7 protein-coding genes are annotated in these 14888 nt (G+C 64.1%); 5 read left to right on the top strand and 2 right to left on the bottom strand.

Translation table 11 applies throughout. The features are described 5' to 3' along the window. The first annotated feature begins 3 nt into the window (after positions 1-3). Positions 4-1842: a carbamoyltransferase family protein gene (locus EG799_RS11505; protein WP_123881329.1), complete on the top strand. Its 1839-nt coding sequence runs from the start codon at positions 4-6 to the stop codon at positions 1840-1842. Next, entirely contained in the window at positions 1842-3239 is a 1398-nt protein-coding gene (locus EG799_RS11500; RefSeq protein WP_123881327.1) for a hypothetical protein, read from the top strand. Before EG799_RS11505 ends, EG799_RS11500 begins: the two co-directional genes overlap by 1 nt. A 9-nt stretch (positions 3240-3248) precedes the next feature. On the opposite strand, the gene bglX is transcribed toward EG799_RS11500, so the two are convergent. Next, on the bottom strand, positions 3249-5561 hold the full coding sequence (gene bglX / locus EG799_RS11495; protein WP_123881325.1) for a beta-glucosidase BglX: 2313 nt from the start codon (positions 5559-5561) through the stop codon (positions 3249-3251). A gap of 173 nt (positions 5562-5734) precedes the next feature. On the opposite strand from bglX, the gene EG799_RS11490 reads away from it, so the two are divergent. Continuing rightward, on the top strand, positions 5735-8668 hold the full coding sequence (locus tag EG799_RS11490) for a TonB-dependent receptor (protein ID WP_234029140.1): 2934 nt from the start codon (positions 5735-5737) through the stop codon (positions 8666-8668). Positions 8669-8700: 32 nt separating this feature from the next. After that, positions 8701-10179, top strand: coding sequence for a glucoamylase family protein (locus EG799_RS11485; protein WP_123881323.1), 1479 nt, complete (start codon positions 8701-8703; stop codon positions 10177-10179). Here the strand turns inward: EG799_RS11485 and EG799_RS11480 are convergent. Continuing rightward, positions 10176-11186: a LacI family DNA-binding transcriptional regulator gene (locus tag EG799_RS11480; RefSeq protein WP_123881321.1), complete on the bottom strand. Its 1011-nt coding sequence runs from the start codon at positions 11184-11186 to the stop codon at positions 10176-10178. The genes EG799_RS11485 and EG799_RS11480 overlap by 4 nt on opposite strands. A gap of 519 nt (positions 11187-11705) precedes the next feature. Between EG799_RS11480 and EG799_RS11475 the strand changes: the two genes are divergently transcribed. Beyond that, positions 11706-14876 (top strand): TonB-dependent receptor, encoded by a 3171-nt coding sequence (locus EG799_RS11475; protein WP_123881319.1) that lies wholly within the window; start codon positions 11706-11708, stop codon positions 14874-14876. Positions 14877-14888 lie beyond the last annotated feature (12 nt).

The following is a 14888-nucleotide window of genomic DNA, read 5'->3' as shown; positions in this document are numbered from 1 at the left end:
CCCATGCGCATCCTCGGCATATCGGCCTTCTACCACGACAGCGCGGCAGCACTGGTCGAGGATGGCAACATCGTCGCCGCCGGGCAGGAGGAACGCTTCAGCCGGCGCAAGCACGATCCGCGCTTTCCGCGCGCCGCGATCGAGTACTGCCTCGCCGAAGCGGGCTTCACGATCGCGGACGTCGACCATGTCGTCTTCTACGAAAAGCCGTTCCTGAAGTTCGAGCGGCTGCTGGAATCCTACTTCGCCACCGCGCCGCGCGGCTTCGCGTCCTTCCGCCTCGCGATACCGTTGTGGATCAAGGAAAAGCTGTTCCAGAAGAAGATGCTGCGCGAGGAGATCGAGGAGCTGCCGGATGGCAGGCGATGGAACGGATCGCTGCTGTTTACCGAGCATCACCAGTCGCACGCGGCCAGCGCCTTCTTCCCCTCTCCCTATGAAAGCGCCGCCATCCTGACGATGGACGGGGTGGGCGAATGGTGCACCACTTCGCTTGGCCACGGTGTCGGGAACCGGCTCGAACTGCTCAAGGAACTGCACTTCCCGCACTCGCTCGGGCTGCTCTATTCGGCGTTCACCTTTTATACCGGGTTTCGTGTCAACTCGGGCGAATACAAGGTCATGGGCCTCGCGCCTTACGGCACACCGCGCTACGTCCAAACCATTCTCGACAACCTGATCCATGTGAACGAGGACGGCACGTTCCACATGGACCAGCGCTATTTCAACTACATCACCGGGCTGACGATGACCTCGCCCGCATTCGACGCACTTTTCGGCGGCCCGCCGCGCAAGCCCGAAGACCAGCTCACCCAGCGCGAGATGGATCTCGCCGCCTCGATTCAGGCGGTGACCGAGATGATCGTGCTGCGCCTCGCGAAATCGATCCGGACCGAGACGGGAGAGCGCAATCTATGCCTGGCGGGCGGCGTCGCCCTCAACTGCGTCGCGAACGGCAAGTTGCTGCGCGAGGGCATTTTCGATTCGATCTGGATCCAGCCCGCCGCCGGTGACGCCGGGGGGGCGCTGGGCGCGGCGCTGTCCGCCTGGCACCAGTATCACGATCAGCCGCGCAGCGTGCGGCAGGACCGACGCGACACGATGGCAGGCTCCTATCTCGGACCGACTTACAGCCAGCCCGAGATCGAGCGCCGGTTGCGCGAGGCCGGGGCAACCTTCGAGGTGCACGACGACGCCGATACCATAGAGCGCACCGCCGACGCGCTGACCGAAGGCAAGGCGGTCGGCTGGATGCAGGGGCGCATGGAGTTCGGCCCGCGCGCGCTGGGCGGACGTTCCATCCTTGGCGATCCCCGCTCGCCGACCATGCAGAAGACGCTGAACCTCAAAGTCAAGTATCGCGAGAGCTTCCGCCCGTTCGCGCCTTCGGTGAAGCGCGAAAGCGTGGCGGACTGGTTCGATCACGACGGCGACAGCCCGTACATGCTGATCGTGGGCGACGTGGCGAAGGATCGCCAGCGTACCATGACCGACGAGGAGCAGGAGCTGTTCGGGATCGACAAGCTCAATGTCGCGCGTTCGGAAATACCGGCGATCACCCACGTCGATTATTCCGCGCGTATCCAGACCGTGCACCGCGAGACCAATCCGCGTTACTGGGATCTTCTGACCGCGTTCGAGAAGCGTACCAACTGCCCGGTGCTCATCAACACAAGCTTCAACGTGCGCGGGGAACCGATCGTGTGCACGCCCGAAGACGCCTTCCGCTGCTTCATGGGCACCGGGCTCGATCACCTGGCGGTCGGCAATTGCGTCATGACGAAGGAGCGGCAGGATCCGGCGCTGGCGCGCGACTACAAGACCGAATTCGCGCTCGACTGATGAACAGTGTTTCCCCCATCGCGGCGGCTCATGCCACCCCGTCGGCGGAGATGGGCCGAGCCGTTCCCAGCCGCTCGCTGGCGATGCTGCTGTGCTTCGTTCCCGCGCTCTATTTCCTCGCCATCACCGCCTATGCCCTGTTCAATTTCAGCTCCTACGGCGCGGATCTGCCGCGCTTCCTGCGCTACGTCGCGGCACCGGGACTGATCGCCGCGGCGCTGATCTGGGCCTCGCGGGCGCTCGCGCCGAGGCGGGCGGCGAATATCGGGCTGGCGGCCACCGCCATCCTGTTCGCGCTGCTACTGGTGGAACTGTTCCTCAACGCCCGCCTCATCATGGCGATGATGAGCCTTGTCTCCACGCTTGGCACCGGCGGGGCGCAGGGCGATGCAGCCATGCGCGGCCAGGCCGGCATTCCTCCAATGTACACCAGCAAGCAGTTGTCGAACGCGATGCCGGTGAAGCGGCTGGACGAGGCGATCCTCGGCGGCGTTCCGGGCGAGGAGGTGCTGCTGTGCTCGCACGACGGGCACCCGCTCTATTACACCGCCGACCGGTTCGGCTTCAACAATGACGATGCGATCTATGCCAAGCCGATCGAGACGATGATCGTGGGGGATTCCTTCGTCGAGGGGCATTGCCAGCCGCGCGCGGACACCTTCGTCGGGCGCATGCGCGGCCTGCGTCCGCAAACCGCCAGCATCGGAATGCGGGCGGGCGGTCCATTGTTCGAACTCGCCCTGCTCGGCCGCTACGGGCGCGAGTTCAGGCCCGACTGGACCGTCATGGCCTTCTTCGAGGGCAATGACTGGCAGAACCTGAGGAAGGAAGCGAAGACCCCGTGGCTGGCCGAGGCGCTGTCGCCCGGCGCCCGGTTCGGTCAGCCCCGGCCCTCGCCCGCGCAGGTCGAGCGGGCCAGTGCGGTGATAGACGAATGGTGGAACAAGGACGTTTCGCCCGGCGTGGTGTTCGCCAAATCGTCTTTCGTGCGCAACATCTTCGCGTTGAACGAGGTATGGGGATTTCTCGGTCTCGACTATCCGCGCGTCACCGGCGACCAGCCCGTCTATCGCGACGTGCTGGCCCGGGCGAAGTCGCTGAGCGATGAATGGGGCGGCAGGTTCATCCTGGTCTATATCCCCACCGACACCCGCTATCGCGGCCTGCTCGACAAGTCCTTCACCTATGACGGGCTGCGCGACGACGTGCTCGAGGCAGCCGCGGCGAACGGCGTCGAGGTGGTCGACCTCACCGACATCTTCGCCCGAAGCGACGATCCTGCTGCCCTGTTCGCGGCAGACGGTCATTTCAGCCCCGCGGGATCACAGGCCGCCGCGGAAGCGGTGGAGGAGCGGATCGAGGCGCTGACCGCGCGCCGGGTCGCCTCGCTGAGATAAGCGCAGGCGTCAGGGACCGGTGAGAGTGAACGTCACCGGCGTGCTCGCTTCCGGACCCGACGAGGGAGCTATCCAGAGCTGGAACTCTCCCGGTTCCCAGCCAAAGGTTCCGTCCGCCCGGGTGAACGCCAGATCGGCGGGAGAAAGCGAGAAGCTGACCGTCCGGGTTTCGCCGGGTTCGAGCGCGAATTTCGAAAAGCCACGCAATTGCTGCACGGGGCGCGTCACCGAACCAACCAGATCGCGCACGTAGAGCTGGGCCACGGTTTCGCCGGCCCGGTCGCCGATGTTCGTCACCCTCGCACTGGCGGTTATGGCGCCGTCCGGCTGCATTGTGTCGTCGCTCAGGCTGACATCGGAAAACGCGAATTCGGTGTAGCTCAGGCCGAAGCCGAAGCGGTAGAGCGGCGAGTTCGGCGTATCGAGATAGCGCGAGACGTATTTTGCCCCCGGCTCGCCCAGTTCGATCGGGCGTCCGGTGTTCTTCATGTCGTAATGGATCGGCACCTGCCCCACGGTACGCGGGAAGGTCATCGGCAGGTGGCCCGAAGGGTTGTAATCGCCCATCAGGACATCGACCACCGCCGCCCCGCCCATCGTCCCGGGATACCAGGCATGGAGGATGGCGGGCACGTTCTCGTTTGCCCAGCCGATCGAATTGGGCCGTCCGCTCATCAGCACGAGCACGACAGGTTTGCCGGTAGCGACGAGTTGTTCGAGCAGCGCCTGCTGGTTACCGGGCAGGTCGAGCGAGGTACGGCTGGCGGCCTCCCCGGTCATGTCCCAGCGCTCTCCCATTACCGCAATCACCACGTCGCTGTCGCGCGCCAGCGCCAGCGCCTCGGCGAAGCCGTCGCTCGTTCCGGCGGCGGCGAAATCGTAATCCGCGCCGCGGGCGTAGCCGACCCTCCCACCCTCGCCCAACCTGGCCTGCAGCGCCTCGCGCACGGTGACGGGCCGCGTCTCCCTGTCGCCAGCCGCCGCCCAGCTGCCGATCATGTCGGGCTTGCTGTCCGCCAGCGGACCGATAAGGGCAATGGAGCGCGCCTCGCCGGTGAGTGGCAGCAGGTCGCCATCGTTCTTCAGCAGGACCATCGAGCGCCGCGCCATGTCGCGTGCCGCGTCGAGGAAGTCCGCGCGGTACACGGTCGCGTCCTGCCGCGCTGTATCGGAATAGCGATAGGGATCTTCGAACAGGCCGAGCCGGTACTTCGCTTCCAGTACCCGGCGAACGGCACGGTCGATCGTGGCGACGGTAACGCTGCCCTCTTCCACCGCGCCCCGCAGATGCTCCATGTAGGCGGCGCCCTGCATGTCCATGTCGACCCCGGCATTGATGGCCTGCGCGGCGGCCTGTCGCAGGTCGGCGGCATAGCCGTGGGGGATCATCTCGTTGATGGAGGTGTAGTCCGTGACCACGAACCCGTCGAATCCCCATTCGCCGCGCAGGATATCGGTGAGCAGGTATTCGCTGCCCGTCGCGGGCACGCCGTCGAGTTCGTTGAACGCGGTCATGAAGCTGGCCGCGCCCGCCTCTGCCGCAGCGCGAAAAGGCGGCAGATAGACATCGCGCAAGGTCCGGTCGGAGATGTCCACCGTGCTGTAGTCGCGCCCGGCCTGGGCCGCGCCGTAGGCGGCGAAATGCTTTGCCGTCGCCAGTACCGTATCGACATCGGCAAGGTCGTCCCCCTGATACCCTTCGACCCGGGCACGGGCGACGGCGCTACCGAGGAACGTGTCCTCCCCCGCCCCTTCCGACACGCGGCCCCAGCGCGGATCGCGCGCGATGTCGACCATCGGGGAAAAGGTCCAGTGGATTCCCTCCGCCGCCGCTTCGGTCGCCGAAACGCGGGCGGCGTTGCGGATGGCATCCATATCCCAGCTCGCCGCCTCGCCCAGCGAGATCGGGAATATCGTGCGGTGGCCGTGGATGACGTCGTAACCGAACATCAGCGGTATGCCGAGCCGCGTTTCCTCGACCGCCAGACGCTGCAACTCGCGGGTGTAGTCTGCCGTGTAGGCGTTGAAGATCGCGCCGACCCTGCCGGCACGAATGTCCTCGACATAGGTGTCGCGCATGCTCGGCCCGGTGGATTCCCAGTCGCTCGTGAGAACGTTGAGCTGGCCGATCTTCTCGGTCAGCGTCATGCGTGCCATCAACTCGTCGATGAACCGGCCCATCGCGACGTCGTCGGCGGCCCAGTCCGGTTCGGCCTGGTCGAGCACCACGGAACCCACGCTGCTTTGGGCAAGCGCAGGCTGCGCCAGACCGAATGCCAGTACCAGCGCGCTCGCGAATACGAGCGGTGTCGAATTCCGCATAAGTCTCTCCCGTCCCGCCCCGTCCCCACGATTGCGACTTTCGCGCAACGCTGTGCGAGCCTTGTCGGGGGCAGCTATACAATGCAAATGAAACCGGTTACAAGACTTTCCGGAAGAGCAAATCGAATCGCACGCAGCCAGCATAGGCCGCGGCATTTTCGGGGGAGGATCAGATGTTCCAGTTCCGTGACGCCCGTATGCGCAAGTTCCGCCGGCTTGCAGCTGCCCTCGTTATCTCCGTCGGGGGCGGCGCGCTAGCTATCGGCCTCGCGACGCCCGTCCACGCGCAGGAAACCAGCGCGTCGTTGCGCGGGACGATCAGCGGCCAGGGCGTCGAGTCGGTGACGGCAATCGACACCGAGACGGGGGCGCGCCGCACTGTCGCCGTGCAGCCCGATGGAACCTACGTCTTCAGTTCCCTGCGACCCGGAACCTACTGGCTCGAACTGAGGACCGCCGCCGGCGTGACCAGCACCGACCAGATCACCCTGCTGGTCGCTCAGGACGCGGTGCTCGACTTCGACGCCGCCGAAGCGGTCGCCCCGGTCGCGGACGAACCGGCCGCCCTGGGGGAGGCGATCATCGTGACGGCCGGACGACTGCGCGCCGACGACGGGGGCGAAGTCGCCACCAACGTCACGCGCCAGCAGATCGAGAACCTTCCGCAGACCGACCGCAACTTCCTGTCCTTCGCCGCGCTTGCGCCGGGTGTCACCTACCTCGATGGCGAATCGGATCGCGGAATCCAGGCGGGCGCATCAACCCGCAGCCAGGTCAACGTGTTCATCGACGGTGTCAGCCTGAAGAACAAGCTGCGCGAAGGCGGCATCGCCGGCCAGCAGAACAGCCGCGGCAATCCGTTCGGCCAGTCCGCAGTGCAGGAGTTTCGCGTCCTCACCCAGAACTACAAGGCCGAGTACGAACAGGCTGGATCGGCGATCATCACCGCCGTGACGCGGTCTGGATCGAACGAATTTCACGGCCAGGCCTTCGGTCAGTACACCGATGACAGCCTGACCGAAATCGACGCGATCAACGAACGCCAGGGCCTGCCGAAGCCCGATTTCAAGCGCGTCCAGTACGGTGCCGCACTGGGCGGCCCGATCATCCGCGACCGGCTCTTCTTCTTCGGCTCCTACGAAGGCAACGACCAGGACCGCGCGTTCAACGTGATCGCCGGCGGATCGCCAGAACTGCGCGCCGCGTTCGAGGCAAGCTCGGGCCGTTCGATCAGCGAATTCGAAGGCTCGTTCGTCAGCCCGTTCCGCAGCGATTTCTTCTTCGGCAAGCTGACTTTCATCCCGGACGATCGCAGCGTCGTCGACCTGTCCTTCAACCGCCGCGACGAATCCGACATTCAGAACTTTGGCGGCACGGTTTCCTACGAGGCGGCCGAAGACAAGCAGAACAGGGTCGACAGCGCCCTGCTGCAATGGACCTATGACGGAGACGATTTCGTCAACGAATTCCGTGCCAGCTATCTCAACTACGTCTTCAACCCGACATCGCTCAATCCCGACCTGCCGCAGTTCGAATACGCCGGCATCATCACGTTCGGGGGCAAGGATTCGACCCGTCGCGAAGAGCAGGAAGGCTTCACCTTCCGCAACGACTTCACCTACACCGCGATCGACAACCACACCTTCAAGGTGGGCGCGAGCGTCGAGTTTCTCGACGTCAATTTCGACAACCGCTCCTTTGTTCAGCCTCGCTATACCTACTTCGTCGATGCCGCGAACAACCTCGATTTCAGCTTTCCCGCGGAAGCGCGCCTCGGCCTCGGCAACTCGCTGATCGAGACATCGAACACGATCATCGGTGTCTATGTGCAGGATGACTGGCTGATCACCGACCGGTTCGAGCTGAACGTCGGCCTGCGCTGGGATTACGAGACCAACGGCTTCAACAACGATTACGTCACGCCCGACAGCGCGGCAGCGGCGCTGCGCGCGCTTCCTTCCACGTTCTACTTCGATCCGGAAAACTACATCTCGGACGGTAGCGAGCGCGATCCGTTTCTCGGTGCATTCGCCCCGCGCCTGGGCTTTTCCTGGGATCTGACGGGAGAAGGCAACTGGGTGCTGTTCGGCGGCGCGGGGCGGTATTACGACCGCAACACCTTCAGCAACACGGTCGACGAAATCTCACGCCTGCTTAACCCGATCGGCGTCTTTCGCTTTTCCGAGGACGGCAGCCCGCGCAACGGCCTGCCGACCGTCGCCTGGGATCCGCGCTACCTGACCCGCGACGGCCTGATCGAACTGCGCAACACCTCGACATCGGGCCTTCCCGAACTGTTCGCGGTTCCCGAGAACGCCCGTCCGCCGGTGAACGACCAGTTCACTCTGGGTATCCGTCACCGTTTCGGCGACTGGACCGCGACCGTCACCGGCGCGTACCAGAACGGCCGCAACGGCTACACCAACCTGTTCGCCACGCGGCGCGACGGCGGGCTTGGAAATTGCTGCGACACCTCGCCGGTGGTCCCCTTCGGCTATTCGAACGTGCTGATCGGCTATGACGGTCTCGATACGACCTACCGGGCTGTCTACTTCACCCTCGACAAGCCCTATTCGGTGAATGATGGCTGGGGCGTCGACATCGCCTACACCGTGGGGCGCGGCGCGCAGAACGGGAACGACCTGTTCAGCCTCGACGGAACCGTGCCCGATGCCTACGGCTTCCGCGCACGGCCGGGTGACGAGCGGCATCGGCTGGTGCTGTCCGGCATTGTCGATCTGCCGCTCGGCCTGCGGTTGTCCACCCTTTCGACCTTCGGCAGCGGGCGCGCCTACCAGGTCGTCGATGCCACCAACGGCTTCGACAACGGGCAGCTGCGGATCATGTCCGCCTACCCGGAAAAGACCTGTATCGACGGTATTTTCCAGTTCTGCGAGGTGAACCTGACGCTGGCGAAGATCATCGGCCTGGGCGGCGATCACCAGATCGAGCTGGCGCTCGACGTATTCAACGTGTTCAACAATCCGAACTATGGCGGGTTCGACGGCTTCTTCAGCGCGACCGATCCGCTCGATCCGGCGGTCAACGGCAATTTCGTGCAGACGCTGCCCCGCCGCCTCCAATTTCGCGCCCGCTACCAGTTCTGAGGGATTGCGGACCCTCCCTCCGCAAGGCGGCCATGCGACTGGCGATGCTCGCCGGCTGCATGGTCGCCGCATGCGTTCCGGCCCCCGCGCCCGCGCCGCCGGTGGTGCCACCGGCCGGTAAAATGTCGAACGCTGCGGTCGGTCGCTTCAGCGAGGACCTGACCCGCCGCACCTTCCGCTATTTCTGGGACACCACCGATACCGAACGGTGCCTCGCCCCGGACCGCTGGCCGACCCGCAGCTTCTCCTCCGTCGCGGCAACGGGGTTCGCGCTGACGGCTTACGGCATCGGAGCGCACCGGGGGTATGTCAGCCGGGACGAAGCGGCCCGTCGTACGCGCGACTGCCTCGCCTTCTACTGGAATGCGCCGCAGGGTCCGGGGCGCCGGGGAATCACCGGCTATCGCGGTTTCTTCTACCACTTCCTGCGCTACGAGGATGGAACTCGCTTCGGCGAAACCGAGCTTTCGACCGTCGATACGACGCTGTTCCTGGGCGGGGCGCTGTTCGCGCAGGGCTATTACGACCGCGACGATCCGGTCGAGGCGCAAATCCGCGATCTGGCGGAGCGCATCTACCGGCGGGTTGAGTGGGATTGGGCACAGCGCCCTGCAACCGGCACGCAGGCGGACAATCTCGCAAATTCGCAAGGAATTACGATGGGCTGGCGCCCGGAACGCGGATGGGAACCACACGACTGGGTCGGCTACAACGAAGGGATGCTGGTCTATATCCTGGCGCTTGCCTCCCCTACCCACCCGGTCGGGAAAGAGGCGTGGAACGAGGGCTGGGCCGACACGCTGGAGAACCAGTGGGCCACCTATTACGGATATGATTACCTGCAGTTCGAACCGCTGTTCGGCCATCAGTACAGCCACGTCTGGATCGATTTCCGCGGCATCCGCGACGACTTCATGCGGGAAAAAAATATCGACTATTTCGAAAACAGCCGCCGGGCTACGCTGGCTCAGCGAGCCTATGGCGCCGACAACCCCAATCGCTGGGTCGGATATGACGACGCGGTCTGGGGCTGGACCGCTTCGGACGGACCGGCCCATTCGACCGGCGAGTACATGGTCAACGGAAGACCGCGCGAGTTCTTTACCTACCGCGCGCGGGGCGTCTCCGCCTTCCGGGTCGTCGACGACGGCACGATCGTGCCGACCGCCGCGGGCGGTTCCATCCCCTTCGCCCCGCGCGAGACCATCGCCGCGCTCATGACGATGAAGCAGCGCTACGGCGATCGTCTCTACGACGAGTACGGATTTCGCGACGCGTTCAATCCGAGCTTCACCTTCGTCGAAGCCGGTTCGCCGTCCGGGACGGTCGATCCGGCGTCGGGCTGGGTGGCGGGCGACCATCTGGGGATCGACCAAGGACCGATCCTGGCAATGATGGAAAACCACCGCAGCGGGCTGGTTTGGGCGACGATGCGCCGACATCCGCATGTCCGAGAAGGGTTGAAGCGCGCCGGCTTCTCCGGCGGCTGGCTGGACGAGCCGGCGCCCTAGCTGCGCGGCGGCGCCAGGCCGGCGGTCGATCCGCGGATGGCGAGTCTCGGGCGGATCACCGTGGCCTGCCCTTCGCTGGCAAGCGATCCTTCTATCAGGGCGAGCAGCTTGTGGGCCGCCAGTTCTCCGAGCCGCGGTATTTCCGAGTGAACGGTCGTCAGGCCAGGCGAAACGTAGCGGCTGAGCGGAATGTCGTCGAAGCCCGCGACGAGCATCTCGCTGCCGATAGCGTAGCCGGCATCGCGCAAGCTCGCCATCGCCTCCACGGCCATCACGTCGTTCCCGGCGAACACCGCATCGAACCGTTCGCCGGATTCGAGAAGGCGGGAAATAGCCGCTTCGCCCGAACCCTCGCAGAAATCGCCCGTCAGCACGATCGGATCGGCATTGTCCAGTTCCCTGCAGACGACGTTCCGGAACGCCGTCTCGCGCTCTATCGCGTCGTGATTGGTCGCAGGGCCGGAGATATGGACTATCCTGCGCGCGCCCCGCTCTATCAGGTGCTGGACGACCATTTCCGCCCCCGCCCTGCTGTCGACGCTGACGGAGGGCAGCTCCCCGCCCCCCGGAACGGCGTTGAGGACGACCATCGGGAAGGCGCCGAGCGGTTCTGTGTGGAGTGTCTCCGCTACGGAATTGGGCGGCATGATGACAAGCCCGTCAACACGGCCGCGCATGGCCCTGATGGCCTGCGTCGTTTCCTGCTGGCTACCGTGCATGTTGCCGAGCAGCAGCGTCTTGCCCTCAGCATGGACGGCCCTGTCGATCCCGCGGATGAGTTCCGAGAAGAATTCGCCGAAAAGGTCCGGCAGGATGACCCCGATCGTGTCGGTTCGGCGCCTAGTCAGATTGCGCGCCCCGCTATGTGGGACATAATTCAAACGCGCGGCGGCCGCCTCGATCTTCTCGCGCGTGGACCGCGTGACGTTTTCCATGCCGTTCAGAGCGCGCGAGGCAGTGGCTACGGATACGCCGGCTTCCTTGGCGACTTGCCGGATCGTTACCATCGCGCATCCATCACTGCTGCCTATCGGGCTCCTGCGATTTTTGCCAGCCGATCTCAGGGCACGCAGGCCGGTGGGCACGACACCCGGGTTACAGGTCGACGTTTCTACCGAGGATGCTGATAGCGCTAACTTGCAGGCACCGAAAGGCACGATTCGGTCCACATCCGAACTTCCAGAGAAACCCTCCGCCCCGATGGTGCAGCACGGCCGATGTCTCTTTCCGGTCGATGATCATACTATTACCGAGCGCGCGCTTATACATATGCTAAGCAAGGATTTCGGCGCTCTCTGACCATTCGAACCGTGGGACCGTTCTTGTAATGCATTTCGTCGCGGGGCTGGCGCAACTCGTCGTTCTTTTGCGGAAATACTACTGCATTCCGACAACGGAACAAGGACACGTCTTGACGACGGCGACAATTGGTATAATAGGCTGTGTTAGCGCTACCATAAGCATTATAATTACGGAGTGCGGAACGGTATGTCGCAAAGGCAGCCGGAGGATAGGGAGAAGGACTGATGGCCGTGGACCAATCCATTCGCCGATTTTCGCTTAACGCCGCTTTTAGACCTGCACGTCTGCTGGCGGGTGCGTCGCTGCTTTCGCTCGCTTGGATTGCCGCTCCGGCGCATGCGCAGGACGAAAGCGCCCAGCAGGATCGCGAACCCATTCCCGAGAACGCCGATCCGGACGATGAGGGCAACGCGATCATCGTTACCGGTATCCGAGCCAGCCTCGAGCGGGCCATGGACATCAAGCGCGAATCGAGCGGCGTCGTCGATGCGATCTCGGCCGAGGACATCGGCAAGTTTCCTGATACCAACCTGGCAGAATCGCTGCAGCGCATTCCGGGCGTGTCCATCAACCGCGTCAACGGCGAAGGCTCGCAAGTCACCGTGCGCGGCTTCGGTCCGCAGTTCAACCTCGTGACCGTCAACGGACGGCAGCTTGCCACTTCCTTCGTCAACGCGGCGGGCGGCGACCAATCGGTCGATTTCAATCGGGCGACGAGCCGTTCGTTCGACTTCAACAACCTCGCCTCCGAAGGCGTGCAGCGCCTTGAAGTCTACAAGACCGGCCGCGCCTTCGTTCCGTCCGGCGGCATCGGCGCGACGATCAACATCGTCACCCAGCGCCCGCTCGACGCCGCGGGTTACGGCCTTCGCGGCAGTGTCGCGGCCAAGGGGCTATACGACCTCAGCAACGAGGATTTCCGGATCGATCCGGAATTTTCGGGCATCGTAACCTGGACCGATCCGGAGGACATGTTCGGCGTTTCGCTGTTCGGTGCCTACCAGAAGCGCAACAGCACGGCTGCCAGCGCGACCTCCAACGACTGGAATATCGCGCCGTTCTCCGCCTTCCCGGGCCGGGGAAGCACGACCGAGGTCAATGGCGCCCCCAGCGATCCGGACGCGCTCGTGGCGGTTCTCAACGACAGCCGCTATCACTATTCGGAATATGAGCGCGAGCGGATCAACCTGTCGGGTTCTGCCCAGTACCAGCCGCTCGAGACGCTGACCTTCACGGCGGACGCCCTGTTCGCGAGCAATGCGGTCAGCGAGGCGCGCAGCGACCAAGGCAACTGGTTCAACCGCCCCTTCGATACCATCACCTTCGACAATTCCGATACCGTTCCGACCGCCGTCTTCATCAGCGAAGGTGCGGGATACGGCACCAAGGACATCGGTTTCGAACAGCAGTACCGTGCCACCAAGACGGACCTGTATTCCTACGGCCTGAACGCCGAGTGGGAAGCGGCACCGAACTTCATCGTCTCGCTCGATGGCAACCACTCGATCTCGAAGTCCCGCCCGGACGCATCGAACGGAGCCAGCTCGACGCTGGTTTCGATCGGAGCCCCGGTGGTGGACGCGCATTCGGTGGATTATTCGGGCGAAGTCCCGCAGCAGATGTGGGTCTTCGACGATAGTGGTGCCGGCACCGATGGCATCCTCGGAACCGCGGACGACCGCGGAAACAACAACGGTGTTCTCGACCTCGGCGATCTGGGTACGCAGGTGCAGCGCACCAACGCCGCCAGCCAGCGCCAGCGCGTCGATCAGGTCAGCGGCAATCTCGGCTGGGAGTTCGCCGGGAACAGCCGCTTCGACATCGGCATGAGCTACATCGATTCCAACATGACCAGCGCCCGTATCCAGACCCAGCAGACGCTGGGCGACTGGGGCATCGGCAATGTCGGCGACGTACAGCAACTGGCGGGCGACCTGGTCGAGGAATTCTGCCTCGAATGCCAGTTCGATCACTACAACGTGACCAACGCGCAGACGGCCTTCCGCGGCAACGCAGTGGATCTCTACAACATCTTCGCGCCCTATTACGAGGATCGGGGCAACCCCATCAATGTGACCGGAAACGATTACGACGAGGTCAGCGAGCGGATTTTCGCACTCTACGCCCAGCTTACCTGGGATGGTGACTTCATGGGTCGTCCGGCCGGCCTTGTTGCGGGCATCCGCTTCGAGAACACCAACGTCGAAGCCTATTCCCGGGTCGCGCAGCCCGACCGGATCGAATGGGATTCCGACAACGATTTCAGCATCGTGATCGGCGACACCGTTACCGAGATCACCCGAGACGGCGAATACAGCAACCTGCTACCCTCGATCGATTTCCGGATAGAGCCGGCCGATGACCTGGTCGCGCGCATATCCTACAGCAAGACGATCGCCCGGGCCGACTACGGAAACCTGTTCGCTTCGCAAGCCGCCGGCGCCCCCAATCGCCCGACGGCACTCGGCGGTGTGCCGGGTGGCAACCAGGGCAACCCGAACCTGCTGCCGCTGGTCGCGGACAATTTCGATGCCTCGCTGGAATGGTACTTCGCTCCGACGAGCTACGTGTCGGCAGCCTTCTTCTACAAGAAGGTCAAGAACTTCGTCGGCGTCGGGCAGGAAGACCTGAACCTGTTCGGCCTGCGCGATCCGAGCTCCGGTCAGGCCGGAACACGGTCCGGCGACGCGCTGGCGGAAATCGACCGTCTCGGCGTGGAACTGAGCGATGTGAGCCTGTTTACCCTCACCGCCTTGATCGACAAGTACGAAGGCGACCTGGCGGCGGCCTCGGCCGAGTTCCAGGCCAACCTCAACGCCAACGGTCAGCTCGACCAGGCGTTCGTCGATACCGTTCTGGCGGATCGCGATGTCATCGCCAACGGCGCCGACCCGCTGTTCGACTTCCAGGTACAGACACCGATCAACAACCGGGAAGGCAACATTCACGGCTTCGAGTTGCAGGGCCAGTACTTCTTCGGAACGACGGGCTTCGGCGTTTCGGGATCGTTTACCAAGGTCTATGGCGACGTTAATGTCGACATCCTCTCCGATCCGGGGACCAACGTCTATGCCCTGGTCGGGCTGGCCGACAGCTTCAACGTCACCGGAATCTACGAACAGGGGCCGCTGTCGGCACGCGTATCCTACAACTGGCGCGACAAGTTCCTCGCCGCGGTCAACCGGGGTGCCGGGCGCAGTCCGGTGTTCTTCGAACCGTTCGGAACGCTCGACGCCAGCCTCACCTACGACCTGACCGACAACGTCTCGCTTTCGCTGGATGCCATCAACATCCTCAGCGAACCGGTGCGATCCTACGGGCGCGACGAGAAGCAGATCTGGTTCGCGCAGGAACTCAAGCCGCGTATCCTGGGCGGAGTACGGTTCCGCTTTTAGGCCAAACCTCCC

The sequence above is a fragment of the Aurantiacibacter spongiae genome (assembly GCF_003815535.1).
Taxonomy (GTDB): Bacteria; Pseudomonadota; Alphaproteobacteria; order Sphingomonadales; family Sphingomonadaceae; genus Alteraurantiacibacter; species Alteraurantiacibacter spongiae.
The sequence above is the reverse complement of the archived record's forward strand: the minus strand, read 5'-3'. Positions and strand labels throughout refer to the sequence as shown.

What these genes read in the sequence shown, in the direction of transcription:
- EG799_RS11505 (WP_123881329.1), top strand. Translation starts at nt 4, where the DNA reads ATGCGCATCCTCGGCATATCGGCCTTCTACCACGACAGCGCGGCAGCA.
- EG799_RS11500 (WP_123881327.1), top strand. Translation starts at nt 1,842, where the DNA reads ATGAACAGTGTTTCCCCCATCGCGGCGGCTCATGCCACCCCGTCGGCG.
- bglX (WP_123881325.1), bottom strand. Translation starts at nt 5,561, where the DNA reads ATGCGGAATTCGACACCGCTCGTATTCGCGAGCGCGCTGGTACTGGCA.
- EG799_RS11490 (WP_234029140.1), top strand. Translation starts at nt 5,735, where the DNA reads ATGTTCCAGTTCCGTGACGCCCGTATGCGCAAGTTCCGCCGGCTTGCA.
- EG799_RS11485 (WP_123881323.1), top strand. Translation starts at nt 8,701, where the DNA reads ATGCGACTGGCGATGCTCGCCGGCTGCATGGTCGCCGCATGCGTTCCG.
- EG799_RS11480 (WP_123881321.1), bottom strand. Translation starts at nt 11,186, where the DNA reads ATGGTAACGATCCGGCAAGTCGCCAAGGAAGCCGGCGTATCCGTAGCC.
- EG799_RS11475 (WP_123881319.1), top strand. Translation starts at nt 11,706, where the DNA reads ATGGCCGTGGACCAATCCATTCGCCGATTTTCGCTTAACGCCGCTTTT.